The following is a 17,977-nucleotide window of genomic DNA, read 5'->3' as shown; positions in this document are numbered from 1 at the left end:
AGTCTATATTGTTTTATTTTTAGCCTGTAACAATCGCAATCTCTTCTTTATCCACGGATGAAATCGTTTTCTATTTTTGTAAGTAAAGCATAACACGAAATCCAAGAAAATGAAAACTTTGTTGTGTTTTCATAAAAAATTTGTTGACAGAGCACGAAACGCCTACTATAATTAAATCAAGCTTAAGGAAATAACAAAAAAAAACAAATCAGAGGGAAAGACGATGAACACATTAAATGAGAAAGTAATCAATATCTGTAAAGCAGTAGTTAAAGAAACTTTAATCCAAGACATTTAGGAGAAAAAGATGAAGAAATCAAGAAAATTAGCCACATTAGGAATCTGTTCTGCCTTGTTTTTAGGCTTGGCTGCTTGTCAACAAGATGCTACAATTTCGAATGAGACGAGTCAAAGGCAAAGTAGTTCAACGAAAGTGCCATGGAAAGCTTCATACACCAACCTAAACAATCAGGTAAGTACAGAAGAGGTCAAATCTCTCTTATCAGCCCATTTGGATCCAAAAAGTGTTGATGCTTTTTTTAATCTCGTTAATGATTACAATACCATTGTCGGGTCAACTGGCTTATCAGGATATTTCACTTCCTTTACTCACACCGAATACGATGTTGAGAAAATTAGCAACCTTTGGAATCAAGAGAAGGGCGATTTTGTTGGGACCAACTGCCGTATCAATAGTTATTGTCTTTTGAAAAATTCAGTTACCATTCCCAAGCTTGAAAAGAATGACCAATTGCTTTTCCTAGATAATGATGCGATTGATAAGGGAAAGGTCTTTGATTCACAAGATAAGGAAGAGTTTGATATTCTATTTTCGAGAGTTCCAACTGAGGCAACTACAGATGTCAAGGTTCACGCTGAAAAGATGGAAACATTCTTCTCACAATTTCAATTCAATGAAAAAGCTCGAATGTTATCTGTAGTCTTGCATGATAATCTGGATGGTGAGCATCTGTTTGTTGGACATGTTGGCGTCTTAGTGCCTGCTGATGATGGCTTCTTATTTGTAGAGAAATTGACTTTCGAAGAGCCCTACCAAGCGATTAAATTTGCCAGCAAGGAAGATTGCTATAAGTATTTGGGCACCAAGTATGCAGATTATACAGGCGAGGGACTGGCTCAGCCTTTTATCATGGATAATGATAAGTGGGTTAATATCTAGAGGTAATCTAACATGGATATAGTATTAGGCATTTTATGTTTATTCTTGATAGGTATATGGGTGAGTACGATAATTAACAGTCGAAAACCAGGAAAAAATGAAAGATTTATAGGTTATATTCAAAGATACGATATTGATGGGGAAGGCTATCAATCAGAAGTATGGGAAGTGACTGAGGAGGAAGATTTATAATTAAAGAACAGAATCTTCTTTACAGTATTGCACCTATTTCCAGACAGTCCATTTGTAGTTTTATCCAGATTGGTATATAATTTAACTTAGAGAAAATAGGAGGACTAATCAGATGGAATTAAAAGATTTTACAGAAAAAGAACAGAAAATGATTAAGAAGGGGCTGACTACGTCTAAGATTAGTGACAAGGAAACTGCTGAGAAAATTCTTGCACTCGTCCCACAAGACTTGATTAAGCGAATCCCATTTTTCGTCAGAAAACATGCTACGACACGTACGATTAAACGCATTTCAATTGAACACCCTGAACTCTACGCTGCAGCTCAAACAAGTGGTGAAATCCCAGAAAAAGAACGAGAAGAACTACGTCAGATTATCACAACTATTTTTGAACAAAAGATGAATAAGCATAGTATTAAGTAGAGAATGAAAATGTATTTGATTTGTGAATTGTTCACTAGTTATATATCATTTTAAAAATCGCAATTTATATTCTACTATACAATACTCAACAAAAAACGAACAGGCTCTTTTCTGTTATTCAGAAGAGAACTTGTTCGTTTTTATCTTATTTTCCTTAAAAAGCTCGATACACATAGGGGTTTTCTGGTTTATCGACTTTGGTAAAGCTTTCGATTTCCAAGGTTGGAAGGTTTTGTTTGAGTTCTTTATGGTAGTGATTGACCAGTTTTCCCTTGGCTGTTATCCAAGTATTATTTTCATATTGACGGGTATTTCCCTTGGTCAGTAAGCCATAGACACCTGAATCCGCGATACAGTGGATAATGCCGAAGCGGAACATAAATTGGCTATTGGCATGACTGGGGTCATTATAGACAAAGCCTGTGAACTGGATTGTCTTACCCTCAAACTCATCTGGATAGTCGTAGATAGCCTCCATAACTTCCATATAGTTTTCATTAGTGATCTGAATACTATCTTGGGACAAGTATTTATCCGCCGCAGTTCGCATTTCCTTTTCATAGGCTGTTTTTGAAAAATAAGAACTGGTATCTGGTTTCAAATATTGGCTCGTCGTACCTTCACTTGTCTGAATGGCCAGATTCGTTCCTTCTGATAAGGGGAAATGATAGCCTTTAGCTGAAACAGTCTGAGAATCCAAGCTAACAGTTGGGAAAGTTAAGCCGATGACAAGTGGAATAGCCAGAAGAGAAATACTTGTCATCTTGGCCAATCGGCTGTTCAGATGACTGTGGATTTTGACTTGCTTCATCCAGATATACAATTGAACAATTGCCAAAATAAAGGAAAGCACCATGGAGATATAGGCCAGATAGGAATAGTGCATGTTGATGTACTGGTTTAATTTGCCCGACAGATGGAGGTAAATAGTCAGTTCAAAATAGCCAGCTAAAACTAAAAATCGAATCATAGGATGACTCCAATCAAGAGAGAATAGACTAAGACGACAAGAGTTACAATCGTTATGAAGTGACTGATAAATCGTGCTTTCAAGTAATTTTTCATCATGAGAATATTTTTGATATCCAGCATTGGGCCAATAACGAGAAAGGCCAGAACTGGTGCCAAGCCGAAACTTGAGAGAAGAGAAGCCCCGATAAAGGCATCCGCCTCACTACAGAGAGAAAGAAGAAAGGCCAAAAGCATCAAGAGGAGGATGGCAAAAATAGGGGTTGCACTGATAGAGGTCAGAATCCGTGTCGGAACATAGACCTGTATAGCAGAGGCAAAGAGACAGCCGAATACCAAATAACGTCCCGTATCAAAAAATTCATCAATTGCTTGCACAAAGACCTGAAAAACCTTTTTTGCAGGGCTTAAGTGAGAAAAATCATGCTCATGACAAGCCAACCGATTTTCTTTTTGAATCGGTTCTTGCCAGAAAAATCCTAGAAAAATCCCAAGTATCACAGCCACAACAATGGAACCCAAAGCTCGTAACAGGGCGATGTGGAAGGAATTGCCAAAGGCAGAATAGGTCGCAAATAGAACAATGGGATTGATAACTGGTGCAGTCACAAGAAAGGGAACAGCCGTGTAACTGGGAACCTTCTTTTCCAGAAAACGATTGATAATGGGGACGATTCCACATTCACAAGAAGGGAAAAGTATCCCAACGAAGGTGCCAAAAAAGATTCTCCCCCAACGATTTCGAGGGAGAAAATGATAAACCTTATCAGGTGTGATATAAACCTCAATCAGCCCTGAGACAATGCTTCCTATCAGAACGAAGGGAAGGGCTTCAATGATAATGGAGAGAAAAATGGCTCCAGTTTGAAGTACACTAGATGGGAGTTGTTGAAAAGCAGTCATCTAGTTTTTCTTTTCTGCTTTGGCTTTTTTCTCTTTGTCATCAGGGAAAGTAACTTGTTTCAAATCAGGGAGTTTCGCAAACTCCTCAAACATCTTATCCAAGTCGTCTCGTTTTGTAAATTTTACAGCCATAGGTGTACCTCGATTCTAAATTCTACCTCTATTATACTATTATTTTTAGGAAAAGGGAGTTTTTTAATTTGTTTTCGATAGTTGATACTCTTCGAAAATCTCTTCAAACCACGTCAGCTTCGCCTTGTCGTATATATTATAGTTATAGGTAACTGACTTCGTCAGTCTTATCCACAACCTCAAAACCGTGTTTTGAGCTGACTTCGTCAGTCTTATCTACAACCTCAAAACAGTATTTTGAGCAGCCTGCGGCTAGCTTCCTAGTTTGCTTTTTTATTTTGGTTGAGTATGAAAAGGATTGGAGCAAGCCTTCTAGCTTGTGGTATAATAGGTTTATGGATAAAAAATATGAAAAAATCTCCCAGGATTTGGGAGTGACGTTAAAGCAAATTGATACTGTTCTAAGTTTGACAGTCGAAGGGGGGACTATTCCCTTTATCGCGCGTTATCGCAAGGACATGACTGGTAGTCTGGATGAGGTGGCGATTAAGGCCATTATTGACTTGGATAAAAGTCTGACAAATCTAAATGACCGCAAGGAAGCTGTCTTGGCTAAAATTCAAGAACAAGGCAAGCTGACCAAGGAGTTGGAAGAAGCTATCTTAGCAGCCGAAAAATTAGCAGATGTAGAAGAACTCTATCTTCCATACAAGGAAAAACGTCGAACCAAGGCAACCATTGCCCGTGAAGCTGGACTCTTCCCACTTGCTCGCTTGATTTTGCAGAATGTAGCGGACTTAGAGAAAGAGGCTGAAAAGTTTGTCTGTGAAGGATTTGCGACTGGTAAGGAGGCCTTGGCTGGTGCAGTTGATATTTTGGTCGAAGCTTTATCGGAAGATGTGACCTTGCGTTCCATGACTTATCAGGAGGTGCTGAGACACTCCAAACTCACTTCCCAAGTCAAGGATGAAAGTCTTGATGAAAAGCAGGTTTTTCAGATTTATTATGATTTTTCTGAGACAGTTGGAAATATGCAGGGTTATCGTACCTTGGCCCTTAATCGTGGGGAGAAGCTAGGTGTCTTGAAGGTCGGTTTTGAACATGCGACGGATCGTATTCTAGCTTTCTTTGCTGCTCGTTTCAAGGTGAAAAATTCCTATATTGATGAAGTCGTTCAGCAATCTGTTAAGAAAAAAGTCTTGCCTGCTATCGAGCGTCGTATTCGGACAGAATTGACTGAAAAAGCAGAAGAAGGAGCTATCCAACTCTTTTCTGACAATCTACGCAATCTCCTCTTGGTTGCTCCGCTGAAAGGGCGCGTGGTTCTTGGGTTTGACCCAGCATTTCGTACAGGTGCCAAGCTAGCTGTCGTAGATGCAACGGGTAAAATGCTGACAACTCAGGTCATTTATCCTGTCAAACCAGCATCAGCTCGTCAAATCGAAGAATCCAAGAAAGATCTGTCAGACTTGATTGGTCAATACGGTGTAGAGATTATTGCCATCGGAAATGGTACTGCTAGTCGTGAAAGTGAAGCCTTTGTGGCAGAAGTCCTTAAGGATTTTCCTGAGGTTAGTTATGTCATCGTAAATGAAAGTGGTGCTTCTGTCTATTCTGCCAGCAAGCTTGCTCGTCAGGAGTTTCCAGACTTGACCGTTGAAAAACGTTCGGCTATTTCTATCGCCCGTCGTTTGCAAGATCCTCTTGCCGAATTGGTCAAAATCGATCCTAAGTCAATCGGTGTCGGTCAATACCAGCATGATGTCAGCCAGAAGAAACTATCTGAGAGTCTGGACTTTGTCGTGGATACAGTGGTAAACCAAGTCGGTGTCAATATCAATACGGCCAGCCCGGCTCTTCTTTCCCATGTAGCTGGACTCAATAAAACCATCTCTGAAAATATCGTCAAATACCGTGAAGAAGAAGGAAAAATCACTTCACGCGCCCAAATCAAGAAAGTTCCTCGTCTGGGAGCCAAGGCCTTTGAACAGGCTGCTGGTTTCCTCCGTATCCCTGAAAGTAGCAATATTCTTGATAATACTGGAGTTCACCCAGAAAATTACGCTGCCGTTAAAGAACTCTTCAAACGCTTGGACATCAAGGACCTAAATGAAGAAGCCCAAAGTAAACTCAAGTCGCTTTCAATCAAGGAAATGGCGCAAGAGCTAGACCTTGGTCCAGAAACCCTTAAAGATATCATTGCTGACCTTCTCAAACCAGGTCGAGATTTCCGTGATTCCTTTGATGCACCTGTGCTTCGCCAAGATGTCCTAGATATCAAAGACTTAGTGGTTGGTCAGAAGCTAGAGGGTGTTGTGCGTAACGTCGTTGACTTTGGTGCCTTCGTTGATATTGGGATTCACGAGGACGGCTTGATTCATATTTCCCACATGAGCCGCAAATTTATCAAACATCCTAGCCAAGTGGTATCCGTTGGTGATTTGGTAACGGTTTGGGTTAAGAAAATCGATACTGAACGTGAAAAAGTCAATCTGTCGCTTCTAGCTCCAAATGAAACTGACTGATTACGTCAAGCAAGTTTCGCTAGAAGACTTCGGCAGACCTTTTATCCATCAAGCTCAGTGGAATTCTCGTCTACGTTCGACAGGTGGGCGATTTTTCCCCAAAGATGGGCATTTGGATTTTAATCCCAAGGTTTATCAGGAACTGGGTCTGGATGTTTTTAGGAAAGTTGTCCGACATGAACTCTGTCATTATCACCTCTATTTTCAAGGAAAGGGCTATCAACACAAGGATCGGGATTTTAAGGAACTGTTGAAAGCAGTGGATGGATTACGCTTTGTGCCAGCCTTACCCAATAGCAACTCTAACCCAATCAAGCTCTATCGTTGCCAATCCTGCCAGCAAAGTTATCATCGCAAGCGAAAGATTGATACCAAACGCTATCGCTGTGGACTTTGTCGAGGTAAATTGCTACTGATAAATCAGCCTGAGGACTGATGAAAGCGGAGTCTACCTGTGATATACTATGTCTAACCTAGCAGAAAGAGGAAATATCATGAACAGTAAATTTTATAAAATGAGACGAAATCGCATGATTTCAGGAGTTTTGGCAGGTTTGTCAGACAAGTGGCACTTTGATGTTACCCTTGTTCGTTTTCTATTTGCTATTTTTACAGTCGCAAACTTTGGACTTGGCGTGATTATCTATATCATCCTAGCTTCTGTCATGCCAACCAAGGAAGAAATCGAAGCAGAAATGTACGGAACAGGCCCACGTAAACGCAAAGAAGCCCAAGCTATTGACGATAATGAAGGCTGGTTTTGGTGAGGTTTAACAAAAGATTTGGAATAAGCAAAAAGCTTTAAATCAATAGTCTAAACTGTTTGATTTAAAGCTTTTTTACTTTTAATAATATTTCGCCAGCTTCATCCACAAACTAAAAGCAGTAATTTAAACTCAGTTTTTTAATCTTTGTTTTGCTGCTGAGACAATACGTTTTTTGAAAAATGGTGGATGCTGATAACAACTGATAGCCAGCAAATAGCATAAGCAGTAGCTGTAAATTCTGTACCGATAAAGTATGTTTTTTCAACTAAGAGCTGACCGATGAATGGAGAGAGGAGATAGAGAATTCCGATGAGTATATGTTCTTTGTGTTTCATTAAGGAGCACCTTCTTTCCTTATAGGTTGAACGACTTGCAAGTGTTAAATTTAATGGTATGTTATCTAGGTAAGCTTACTCAAATGTTAGTTCCCGCTTCCTCCTTTCAAAAGTAAGCCTTTTCACACTTATATTTTACAATTTTAAAAATAGAAAATCAAATCATTTTATAAGTAATTTTGCCTACATTCCCCCAATCTTACAAAAATGTAAGATTAAAGTCTTTTTTGTAAGGTTAGGTTATGGCAAGCGGTCTTTTTTTGATGTAAACTAGACTCATAAAGAACAAAGGAGTAACATCATGAAACAAATCTTACAGAAGAAAACAAGAAAACCAAGTCACAAAGATATCGAGCGTGTTCAGCTGGGATGCGCTATGATGCAAGCAACATTTCATTTGATGGGATATTAAGAAAGGAGATTCTCATGACACTTTTAGATGTAAAACACGTTCAAAAAATTTATAAAACTCGTTTTCAGGGCAACCAAGTAGAGGCCCTCAAGGATATTCACTTTACCGTGGAAAAAGGTGACTACGTTGCCATCATGGGTGAGTCTGGTTCTGGTAAATCAACTCTTCTCAATATTCTAGCTATGCTGGATAAACCAACTCGTGGTCAGGTTTACTTGAATGGAACTGACACCGCAACCATTAAAAATTCACAAGCTTCTAGTTTCCGTCGTGAGAAGTTGGGATTTGTCTTCCAAGACTTTAACTTGCTAGATACTCTATCTGTAAAAGATAATATCTTGCTTCCGCTTGTCTTGTCAAGAAGACCTATTACGGAGATGATGAAGAAATTGGTGGTGACAGCTGAGAATCTAGGCATCAACCAATTGCAAGAGAAGTACCCTTACGAGATTTCTGGTGGTCAGAAACAGCGTGTAGCAGTAGCCCGCGCCATCATCACAGAACCTGAAATTCTCCTTGCGGATGAGCCAACAGGAGCCCTTGACTCCAAGTCCTCTGCAGCCTTACTTGATGTCTTTGATGAAATCAATGAGCGCGGCCAAACCATTCTCATGGTAACCCACTCAACGGCAGCAGCTAGCAGAGCTAAACGTGTACTCTTTATCAAAGACGGCATTCTTTACAACCAAATCTACCGTGGAGAGAAGACAGAGCGTCAGATGTTCCAAGAAATCTCTGATACCTTGACTGTCATGGCAAGCGAGGTGAATTAGTATGTTTCGATTAACCAATAAGTTAGCGGTATCGAACTTGATTAAAAACCGCAAACTCTACTATCCTTTTGCACTGGCTGTTCTTTTGGCAGTCACTGTCACCTATCTCTTTTACTCTCTAACTTTCAATCCCAAGATTGCTGAAATCCGTGGAGGAACAACCATTCAGGCTACACTTGGATTTGGTATGTTTGTCGTTACCCTTGCGTCAGCCATTATCGTCCTCTATGCCAATAGTTTTGTCATGAAGAATCGCTCCAAGGAACTGGGAATTTATGGCATGTTGGGATTGGAGAAGCGCCATCTAATCAGTATGACCTTTAAGGAGTTAGTGGTATTTGGGATTCTAACTGTTGGAGCGGGTATCGGTATTGGAGCCTTGTTTGACAAGTTAATTTTCGCTTTCTTGCTCAAACTGATGAAATTAAAGGTAGAACTAGTCGCTACCTTCCAGATGAAAGTTGTCATTACAGTACTTGTTGTCTTTGGTTTGATTTTCCTAGGCCTCATGTTTCTGAATGCTCTTCGAATCGCCCGTATGAATGCCCTCCAGCTTTCTCGTGAAAAAGCTAGTGGTGAGAAAAAAGGTCGTTTCCTACCTCTCCAAACGATTCTTGGTTCGATTAGTTTAGGGATTGGCTATTATCTTTCCCTTACTGTAAAAGATCCTCTGACAGCCTTAACAACCTTCTTCTTAGCTGTTTTACTGGTTATCTTTGGGACCTATCTCTTGTTCAATGCAGGGATTACCGTTTTCCTCCAAATCTTAAAGAAAAATAAGAAATACTATTACCAACCAAATAATCTTATCTCTGTTTCCAATTTGATTTTTCGTATGAAGAAAAATGCGGTTGGACTAGCCACTATCGCTATCTTGTCAACAATGGTTTTGGTAACCATGTCAGCAGCGACAAGCATTTTCAATGCCTCAGAATCCTTTAAAAAAGTGATGAATCCGCATGATTTTGGAATTACTGGAAAAAATGTTGAAAAAGAAGATTTGGACAAACTCTTGAGCCAGTTTGCAAGTGACAAAGGTTATAGTGTCAAAGAGAAAGAAGTTCTTCGTTACAGTAACTTTGGTATTGCAAATCAAGAAGGAACCAAGTTAACTATTTTTGAAAAAGGACAAAACCGTGTCCAACCAAAAACAGTTTTCATGGTATTTGACCAAAAAGATTATGAAAATATGACTGGTCAAAAACTGTCTCTATCAGGAAATGAGGTCGGTCTCTTTGCCAAAAATGACGGACTGAAAGGACAGAAAGTACTAACTCTAAATGATCATCAATTTTCTGTCAAAGAAGAATTTAATAAAGATTTTATTGTCAACCATGTCCCAAATCAGTTTAATATTTTTACTACTGATTACAATTACCTTGTTGTTCCTAATTTGCAAGCATTTTTAGACCAATTCCCAGATTCGGCTATCTATAATCAGCTTTACGGTGGTATGAATGTAAATATCAGTGAAGAAGAACAACTCAAGGTAGCTGAAGAATATGAAAACTACCTCAATCAGTTTAATGCTCAATTAAACACAGAAGATAGCTATGTGTATGGTAGCAATCTAGCAGATGCTAGTGCTCAAATGAGTGTCCTCTTTGGCGGAGTATTCTTTATCGGTATTTTCCTATCCATTATCTTTATGGTCGGAACCGTTCTGGTCATCTACTACAAACAAATTTCTGAAGGCTATGAAGACCGTGAGCGTTTTATTATCTTGCAGAAAGTCGGTTTAGATCAAAAGCAAATCAAGCAAACCATCAACAAACAGGTTTTAACTGTTTTCTTCCTTCCTTTGCTTTTTGCCTTCATACATCTAGCCTTTGCCTACCATATGCTTAGCTTGATTTTAAAAGTGATTGGTGTAATAGATACGAATATGATGTTGATTGTGACCTTGTCTATCTGCGCTATCTTCCTCATCGCCTATGTGCTGATTTTTATGATTACTTCAAGAAGTTATCGTAAGATTGTGCAAATGTAAAAAAAGATACCTCGACTTCAAAATCGAGGTATTTCTTGTATTTTATACTCAATGAAAATCAAAAAGCAAACTAGGAAGCTAGCCGCAGGTTGCTCAAAGCACTGCTTTGAGGTTGTAGATAGAACTGACGAAGTCAGCTCAAAACACCGTTTTGAGGTTGCAGATAGAACTGACGAAGTCAGTAACATATATACGGCAAGGTGAAGCTGACGTGGTTTGAAGAGATTTTCGAAGAGTATTAAATGCTGAAAAGTTGTCCTAGCAGAAAGGTAACTCCCATGGTTAAAAGACCAATAGCTAGGTTCCGAATCATAGCTGTTTTGGTTGGGGCTTTTCCAAGTTTGGCACTAGTGTAACCAGTGAGAAGAAGGGCCACACCGACGATAAGGACAGTAGCAGGAATGCGGTATTCACTTGGGAAAATAGTTACTGACAGCATTGGTGGTAAGCTACCAAGGAAAAAAGAAATAAAGCTAGAGATAGCAGCATGCCAAGGATTTGTAAACTCTTCATACTCAATCCCATATTTTTCCTCTACCAAAGCCTTGAGCAGATTATTTAAAAATGCTTTGTTGGTCAAGAGCTGGGCAGAGGTTTCACATTCTCCATTTTGGATATAGGCAGCATAGAGGGATTTTTTGGCTAGTTCCATATCTTGGTCTAGCAAGACTTGCTCACGCGCAACGGCTGCTTCCTCTGTATCTTTCTGAGTTGAAACGGATACATATTCTCCACCAGCCATTGAAAAAGCACCAGCCAAGATAGCCGCAAAGCCTGATAAAAAGATAATCCAGATATTGGTCGTGGCACTGGCAACCCCGATAACCACACCAGCAATGGAAATAATTCCATCGTTAGCACCAAGAACACCCGCACGCAGGATATTTAAACGACCTGCAAAATTTGAATCAATTTCGTGATTTGTTTCTGACATATTATTCTCCTTTTTATCCAGTATAAAGGAAAAATATAAGGAAATCAATCTTTTAAAACTGTCTGAAAAAAGTTGCACGATTCTAATGATGTAGAAATTTCAGCATTTTTTCTGATAAATCAAACACCGAGGGTAATGAGTATAGAATTGCATAAAAAATTTAAAATTAAATACGATAATCATTTTGTTCACTTTATAATCGATTACAAGAAAATAATTAGTGTGAAATCAAATAAAATCCAACTATTTTACGAACTTTTTTATATTTTTTTCGTAAAACACTTTACAAGTTCTTGGAAACATGATATAGTAATAAAGCTTAGAAAATGAGATGATGTTTTCTAGCAAATATAAACCCGAGTAAAAAATGCCTACGGACAGGCAGGGTTGAATGCCGAAGCGTGGTTGAAAAACCACATTATTGATAGGGTTAAAAGCCTACTTTTATAAGTTGATGTTAGGACACTTGTCCTAATTCATAAATTTTTAGTGTGGTGAAAGCACACGTCATCTTGTGAAACGATCAATAAAGTACGTAATATTTGCTACTAGAGAGTTAGGAAACATCGGGAACAGACATACTCAACAGAAACAAACATAAAAACGTCAGAAGATTGCAGAGCAGGTGAAAACCTGCTCTTTTTTCATGAGTTAACCTTTAGTTGCCTTTATCTTCTTGAGGCACTAAAAATACGGTAAAGGAGTAAGTCTTGAAGAAGTTAGATCAAAACCAAGCCCCAATTTATGAGGCCTTGGTGAAGTTGCGCAAGAAAAGGATTGTTCCCTTTGATGTTCCAGGTCACAAGCGTGGACGAGGAAATCCAGAACTTGTCGAACTCTTAGGTGAAAAATGTGTTGGCATTGATGTCAATTCTATGAAACCCTTGGATAATCTTGGTCACCCCATTTCGATTATTCGGGATGCAGAGGAATTGGCTGCAGATGCTTTTGGAGCTAGCCATGCTTTTCTAATGATAGGGGGAACAACCTCATCGGTGCAGACTATGATTTTGTCAACCTGCAAGGCGGGAGATAAGATTATTCTTCCGAGAAATGTCCATAAATCTGCCATCAATGCGCTGGTTCTATGTGGCGCTATTCCCATCTATATCGAGATGAGTGTAGATCCTAAGATTGGTATCACTTTAGGTCTTGAAAATGACCGAGTAGCCCAGGCCATAAAGGACCATCCAGATGCCAAGGCCATTTTGATTAACAATCCTACTTACTACGGAATCTGTTCAGATCTAAAGGGTTTGACAGAAATGGCTCATGAAGCTGGCATGCTGGTTTTAGTAGATGAAGCCCACGGAGCGCATTTGCATTTTACAGATAAACTTCCAATTTCTGCCATGGATGCAGGTGCTGATATGGCAGCAGTCTCCATGCATAAATCTGGTGGGAGTTTGACCCAAAGTTCGCTTCTTTTAATCGGGGAGCAGATGAATCCTGAGTACGTTCGTCAGATAATCAATCTTACCCAGTCAACATCCGCCTCTTATTTGTTGATGGCTAGTCTGGATATTTCACGTCGTAATCTAGCCCTTCGTGGTAAAGAGTCTTTTGAGAAAGTCATTGAGCTATCCGAGTATGCTCGTCGTGAAATCAATGCCATTGGCGGTTACTATGCTTACTCAAAAGAGTTAATAGACGGAGTGTCGGTTTGCGATTTTGACGTGACCAAGTTGTCAGTTTACACTCAGGGTATTGGCTTAACAGGTATCGAGGTTTATGACCTCCTACGAGACGAATACGATATTCAAATTGAATTTGGTGATATTGGCAATATCTTGGCCTATATTTCAATTGGTGACCGCATCCAAGACATCGAGCGCTTGGTAGGTGCTTTAGCAGACATCAAGAGACTATACTCACGAGATGGGAAGGACTTGATAGCTGGAGAATATATCCAGCCTGAGTTGGTGTTATCTCCACAAGAAGCCTTCTATTCAGAGAGAAAAAGTTTGTCTTTAGACGAATCTGTTGGACAGGTCTGTGGGGAATTTGTCATGTGCTATCCTCCAGGGATTCCTATCTTGGCTCCTGGAGAACGCATTACACGAGAAATTGTCGATTATATCCAATTTGCCAAGGAACGTGGTTGCTCCCTCCAAGGGACGGAAGATCCTGAGGTCAATCACATCAACGTCATTAAGAGAAAGGAGAACTAGATGGATTTATGGTTTTCTGAAGTTCATACTCCAGATGTGAAATTGTCCCTGAGAACTGCCAAACAACTCTACGCTGGAAAAAGTGAATGGCAGGATATCGAAGTCTTAGATACGCCAGCTTTTGGAAAGATTTTGATTTTAAATGGGCACGTCTTATTTTCAGATGCTGATGATTTTGTCTACAATGAAATGACTGTCCACGTTCCCATGGCTGTCCACCCAAATCCCAAGAAAGTCTTGGTTATTGGAGGTGGCGACGGTGGTGTTGCCCAAGTTTTGACACTCTATCCTGAACTGGAACAAATCGATATCGTGGAACCTGATGAGATGTTGGTTGAAGTCTGTCGTGAGTATTTCCCAGATTTTGCTGCAGGGCTAGATGACCCTCGTGTCACCATTTACTACCAAAATGGGCTACGCTTTTTGCGAAACTGTGAAGATGACTATGATATTATCATCAACGATGCGACAGATCCATTTGGACATACGGAAGGGCTCTTTACCAAGGAATTTTACGGTAACAGTTACAGAGCCTTGAAAGAAGACGGTATCATGATTTACCAGCATGGGAGTCCCTTCTTTGACGAGGATGAGTCGGCTTGCCGAAGCATGCACCGCAAGGTCAATCAAGCCTTTCCAATTAGTCGTGTCTACCAAGCCCACATTCCAACCAGTCCAGCTGGCTATTGGTTGTTTGGATTTGCTTCGAAAAAATATCACCCTGTCAAAGATTTTGACAAGGAAGGCTGGAAAAAACGCCAGCTTTTCACAGAATACTACACTGCAAACTTACACGTGGGAGCCTTTATGTTACCCAAGTATGTTGAGGACATTTTAGAAGAAGAGGAAGGAAAAAAATGAGTCGTTTACTAGTTATTGGATGTGGGGGCGTTGCCCAAGTTGCTATTTCAAAGATTTGCCAAGATAGCGAAACGTTTAAAGAAATTATGATTGCTAGCCGTACTAAGTCAAAATGCGATGACTTGAAATCGAAGCTAGAAGGTAAAACAAGTACAAAGATTGAGACTGCTGCACTTGATGCTGACAAGGTCGAAGAAGTCATTGCCTTGATCGAAAGCTATAAACCAGAAGCTGTTTTGAACGTAGCTTTACCATATCAAGATTTAACCATCATGGATGCTTGTTTGGCGACTGGAGTTCACTATATCGATACGGCCAACTACGAAGCAGAAGACACAGAAGACCCTGAGTGGCGTGCCATCTATGAGAAACGTTGTAAGGAACTTGGTTTTACAGCCTACTTTGACTACTCATGGCAGTGGGCTTATCAGGAGAAATTCAAAGAAGCAGGCTTGACTGCTCTTCTTGGTTCTGGTTTTGACCCAGGTGTGACTAGTGTCTTTTCTGCTTACGCACTTAAACACTATTTTGATGAAATCCACTATATAGACATTTTAGACTGTAATGGTGGTGACCACGGTTATCCATTTGCGACAAACTTCAACCCAGAAATCAATCTACGCGAGGTTTCTGCGCCAGGTTCTTACTGGGAAGATGGAAAATGGGTCGAAGTGGAAGCCATGTCTATCAAGCGCGAGTATGATTTCCCTCAAGTTGGACAAAAAGATATGTATCTCCTTCACCACGAAGAAATCGAATCATTGGCTAAGAACATTCCAGGTGTCAAACGTATTCGTTTCTTTATGACTTTTGGTCAATCTTATCTAACGCATATGAAATGTTTGGAAAATGTAGGGCTCCTTCGTACGGATACTATTAATTTCAATGGTCAAGACATCGTTCCGATTCAATTTTTAAAAGCGCTACTTCCAGATCCTGCAAGCCTTGGTCCACGTACAGTCGGAAAAACCAATATTGGATGTATCTTTACAGGTGTAAAAGATGGCGTTGAAAAGACCATCTACATCTACAATGTCTGCGACCATCAGGAATGTTACGCAGAAGTTGGTTCACAAGCTATTTCTTACACGACAGGCGTTCCAGCCATGATTGGGACAAAATTGGTTATGAACGGTACTTGGAAACAAGCTGGAGTGTATAATCTTGAAGAGTTGGATCCAGATCCATTCATGGAAGCTTTGAATGAGTATGGTTTGCCATGGGTTGTGGTTGAAAATCCACAAATGGTGGACTAATGAAGTTAGAACAAGTACCAACACCAGCTTACGTCATTGACTTGGCCAAGTTAGAAGCAAACTGCCGCATTCTACAATATATACAAGAAGAGACCGGCTGCAAGGTCTTGCTTGCCCAGAAGGCTTATTCTCTCTACAAAACCTATCACTTGATTAGCCAGTATCTATCTGGTACAACTGCCAGTGGTCTTCATGAAGCCAAATTGGCAAGGGAAGAATTTCCTGGTGAAGTCCATGTCTTTGCGCCAGCTTTCAAGGATACAGACTTGGAGGAATTGCTGGAGATAACGGACCATATCGTTTTTAACTCTGAGAGACAATTGCGTAAACATGGGGCCCGTTGTCGGGAGGCTGGTGTAAGCGTGGGTTTACGTCTCAATCCTCAATGTTCAACACAGGGTGACCACGCGCTCTATGACCCTTGTGCACCTGGTTCTCGTTTTGGTGTTACACTAGATAAAATTCCTAGTGATTTGCTGGATTTGGTTGACGGCCTTCATTTTCACACCCTTTGCGAGCAAGGCTCGGATGATTTAGAGACAACTTTGAAAGCAGTAGAAGCGCAGTTTGGTTCGTACTTACATGAGGTCAAATGGCTCAATATGGGTGGTGGTCACCACATCACAAGAGAAGGTTACGATGTGGATTTGCTGATTTCAGAAATCAAGCGTATCCGAGAAACTTACAATCTTGAAGTCTATATCGAGCCCGGGGAAGCTATTGCGCTCAATGCAGGTTATCTAGCAACTGAGGTATTAGATATTGTCGAAAACGGTATGGAAATCTTGGTTTTAGATGCCTCTGCGACCTGCCATATGCCTGACGTACTTGAGATGCCCTATCGTCCACCTTTGAGAAATGGCTTTGAGGCACAGGAAAAAGCCCATACCTACAGACTTTCTTCCAATACTTGTCTGACGGGCGATGTGATTGGTGATTATAGCTTTGAAAATCCAGTCCAAATCGGAGACAGACTTTATTTCGAAGACATGGCCATTTATTCTTTTGTCAAAAATAATACCTTTAATGGTATTGGATTGCCAAGTCTCTATCTCATGGACGAGCAGGGTGACTGCAGCTTAGTCAAATCTTTTGGTTATCAAGACTTTAAAGGGAGATTATCATGATGGACAGTCCAAAAAAATTAGTCTATCGCATGCCAGCAGAGTACGAACCACACCATGGTACCCTCATGATATGGCCGACTCGACCAGGTTCATGGCCCTTTCAAGGAAAGGCTGCCAAAAGAGCTTTCAGCCAGATTATCAAGACCATAGCAGAAGGGGAAACAGTTTATCTTTTGGTGGATCAAGACTACTTAGCTGAAGCCCAATCCTACCTTGGAGATAGCGTTGTTTATTTAGACATTCCCACCAATGATGCCTGGGCGCGTGATACAGGTCCGACTATTCTTGTCAATGATAAAGGCCAGAAATTAGCCGTGGATTGGTCTTTCAATGCTTGGGGTGGAGCTGTTGATGGTCTTTATAAAGATTATGAAGATGATGACCAAGTAGCCAGTCGTTTTGCTGAGACCTTGGAAATGCCTGTTTACGATACTAAGCCTTTCGTCCTTGAAGGCGGAGCCATTCATAGCGATGGTCAAGGAACCATTCTTGTGACTGAAAGTTGCCTTCTCAGTCTTGGTCGCAATCCTCATCTTAGTAAGGAAGAAATCGAAAATACCTTATTAGAGTGCCTTGGCGCTGACAAAGTTATCTGGCTTCCTTATGGTATTTATCAGGACGAAACTAATGAACACGTTGACAACGTTGCAGCCTTTGTTGGTCCTGCAGAACTTGTCTTGGCTTGGACAGACGACGAAAGTGATCCTCAATATGCCATGTCAAAAGCAGATTTCGAGCTCTTAGAACAAGAGACAGATGCAAAAGGTCGTCACTTCACCATTCATAAATTGCCTATCCCTGCAGTTCGACAAGTTGTGACAGAAGAGGATTTGCCAGGCTACATCTATGAAGAAGGAGAAGAAGAGCGATACGCAGGTGAACGACTAGCAGCTTCCTACGTAAACTTTTATATCGCCAACAAGGCAGTCTTGGTTCCCCAGTTTCAAGATCAAAACGATCAAGTGGCCTTAGATATCCTCAGTAAGTGTTTCCCAGACCGTAAAGTTGTCGGAATTCCAGCCAGAGATATTCTCTTAGGTGGTGGCAATATCCACTGTATCACCCAACAAATCCCAGAATAGGAGA

At 40.4% G+C, this 17,977-nt stretch carries 18 protein-coding genes; 13 read left to right on the top strand and 5 right to left on the bottom strand.

Features of this window, described 5'->3' with window-relative positions; all coding sequences use genetic code 11:
* Positions 1-307: 307 nt before the first annotated feature.
* The 3 genes from SP4011_RS07345 (at position 308) to SP4011_RS07335 (ending at position 1,796) form a co-directional block, all read left to right on the top strand.
* Entirely contained in the window at positions 308-1,180 is an 873-nt protein-coding gene (locus SP4011_RS07345) for a DUF4300 family protein (protein ID WP_173274427.1), read from the top strand.
* Between the two features lie 12 nt (positions 1,181-1,192).
* Complete coding sequence (locus SP4011_RS07340; RefSeq protein ID WP_173274428.1) at positions 1,193-1,372, top strand: hypothetical protein; 180 nt, start codon at positions 1,193-1,195, stop codon at positions 1,370-1,372.
* Between the two features lie 112 nt (positions 1,373-1,484).
* Positions 1,485-1,796 carry a hypothetical protein gene (locus SP4011_RS07335; RefSeq protein WP_153198912.1) on the top strand — a complete coding sequence of 104 codons (312 nt, stop codon included), beginning with the start codon at positions 1,485-1,487 and terminating at the stop codon, positions 1,794-1,796.
* 154 nt (positions 1,797-1,950) lie between these two features.
* Here SP4011_RS07335 and SP4011_RS07330 read toward each other — a convergent pair whose 3' ends face one another.
* Genes SP4011_RS07330 through SP4011_RS07320 form a run of 3 tightly spaced genes read right to left on the bottom strand, consistent with a single transcriptional unit; the run spans position 1,951 to position 3,800 of the window.
* Positions 1,951-2,766 (bottom strand): TIGR03943 family putative permease subunit, encoded by an 816-nt coding sequence (locus tag SP4011_RS07330; RefSeq protein WP_173274429.1) that lies wholly within the window; start codon positions 2,764-2,766, stop codon positions 1,951-1,953.
* Positions 2,763-3,668, bottom strand: coding sequence for a permease (locus SP4011_RS07325; RefSeq protein ID WP_173274430.1), 906 nt, complete (start codon positions 3,666-3,668; stop codon positions 2,763-2,765). The genes SP4011_RS07330 and SP4011_RS07325 overlap by 4 nt, the downstream gene beginning before the upstream one ends.
* A complete protein-coding gene (locus tag SP4011_RS07320) occupies positions 3,669-3,800 on the bottom strand; it encodes an SPJ_0845 family protein (RefSeq protein WP_000268685.1) in 132 nt (43 codons plus the stop codon). It lies immediately after the preceding gene.
* A gap of 335 nt (positions 3,801-4,135) precedes the next feature.
* Between SP4011_RS07320 and SP4011_RS07315 the strand changes: the two genes are divergently transcribed.
* The 3 genes from SP4011_RS07315 to SP4011_RS07305 are packed head-to-tail and all read left to right on the top strand — an operon-like array spanning position 4,136 to position 7,032.
* Positions 4,136-6,265, top strand: coding sequence for a Tex family protein (locus SP4011_RS07315; RefSeq protein WP_338618558.1), 2,130 nt, complete (start codon positions 4,136-4,138; stop codon positions 6,263-6,265).
* Positions 6,252-6,701 carry a SprT family protein gene (locus SP4011_RS07310; protein ID WP_338618557.1) on the top strand — a complete coding sequence of 150 codons (450 nt, stop codon included), beginning with the start codon at positions 6,252-6,254 and terminating at the stop codon, positions 6,699-6,701. Before SP4011_RS07315 ends, SP4011_RS07310 begins: the two co-directional genes overlap by 14 nt.
* Positions 6,702-6,759: 58 nt before the next feature.
* The gene (locus SP4011_RS07305; protein WP_338618556.1) at positions 6,760-7,032 is read left to right on the top strand and encodes a PspC domain-containing protein; all 273 of its coding nucleotides are present in this window, start codon (positions 6,760-6,762) and stop codon (positions 7,030-7,032) included.
* A 137-nt stretch (positions 7,033-7,169) separates the two neighbouring features.
* Here SP4011_RS07305 and SP4011_RS07300 read toward each other — a convergent pair whose 3' ends face one another.
* On the bottom strand, positions 7,170-7,367 hold the full coding sequence (locus SP4011_RS07300; RefSeq protein WP_338618554.1) for a hypothetical protein: 198 nt from the start codon (positions 7,365-7,367) through the stop codon (positions 7,170-7,172).
* Between the two features lie 426 nt (positions 7,368-7,793).
* Here SP4011_RS07300 and SP4011_RS07295 point away from each other — a divergent pair, with 426 nt between their 5' ends.
* Together SP4011_RS07295 and SP4011_RS07290 are read left to right on the top strand one after the other, a co-directional pair.
* Positions 7,794-8,552: an ABC transporter ATP-binding protein gene (locus SP4011_RS07295; protein ID WP_000173372.1), complete on the top strand. Its 759-nt coding sequence runs from the start codon at positions 7,794-7,796 to the stop codon at positions 8,550-8,552.
* Position 8,553: 1 nt separating this feature from the next.
* Positions 8,554-10,542, top strand: a complete 1,989-nt coding sequence (locus SP4011_RS07290; protein ID WP_338618551.1) for an ABC transporter permease — start codon at positions 8,554-8,556, stop codon at positions 10,540-10,542.
* Positions 10,543-10,780: 238 nt separating this feature from the next.
* Here SP4011_RS07290 and SP4011_RS07285 read toward each other — a convergent pair whose 3' ends face one another.
* Positions 10,781-11,476, bottom strand: a complete 696-nt coding sequence (locus SP4011_RS07285; RefSeq protein ID WP_338618549.1) for a VIT family protein — start codon at positions 11,474-11,476, stop codon at positions 10,781-10,783.
* 710 nt (positions 11,477-12,186) lie between these two features.
* On the opposite strand from SP4011_RS07285, the gene SP4011_RS07280 reads away from it, so the two are divergent.
* The 5 genes from SP4011_RS07280 to aguA are packed head-to-tail and all read left to right on the top strand — an operon-like array spanning position 12,187 to position 17,973.
* A complete protein-coding gene (locus tag SP4011_RS07280) occupies positions 12,187-13,647 on the top strand; it encodes an aminotransferase class I/II-fold pyridoxal phosphate-dependent enzyme (RefSeq protein ID WP_338618548.1) in 1,461 nt (486 codons plus the stop codon).
* Positions 13,648-14,508 carry a polyamine aminopropyltransferase gene (speE, locus tag SP4011_RS07275; RefSeq protein WP_000366713.1) on the top strand — a complete coding sequence of 287 codons (861 nt, stop codon included), beginning with the start codon at positions 13,648-13,650 and terminating at the stop codon, positions 14,506-14,508.
* A complete protein-coding gene (locus SP4011_RS07270) occupies positions 14,505-15,764 on the top strand; it encodes a saccharopine dehydrogenase family protein (RefSeq protein ID WP_338618543.1) in 1,260 nt (419 codons plus the stop codon). The genes speE and SP4011_RS07270 overlap by 4 nt, the downstream gene beginning before the upstream one ends.
* On the top strand, positions 15,764-16,891 hold the full coding sequence (gene nspC, locus SP4011_RS07265) for a carboxynorspermidine decarboxylase (RefSeq protein ID WP_338618542.1): 1,128 nt from the start codon (positions 15,764-15,766) through the stop codon (positions 16,889-16,891). The genes SP4011_RS07270 and nspC overlap by 1 nt, the downstream gene beginning before the upstream one ends.
* On the top strand, positions 16,888-17,973 hold the full coding sequence (aguA, locus tag SP4011_RS07260; protein ID WP_119919455.1) for an agmatine deiminase: 1,086 nt from the start codon (positions 16,888-16,890) through the stop codon (positions 17,971-17,973). Before nspC ends, aguA begins: the two co-directional genes overlap by 4 nt.
* The last annotated feature ends 4 nt before the right edge of the window (positions 17,974-17,977 follow it).

Source organism: Streptococcus parapneumoniae (assembly GCF_037076355.1).
In the GTDB taxonomy this organism is placed as follows: domain Bacteria; phylum Bacillota; class Bacilli; order Lactobacillales; family Streptococcaceae; genus Streptococcus; species Streptococcus parapneumoniae.
This window is presented reverse-complemented; position numbering and strand designations above follow the sequence as displayed.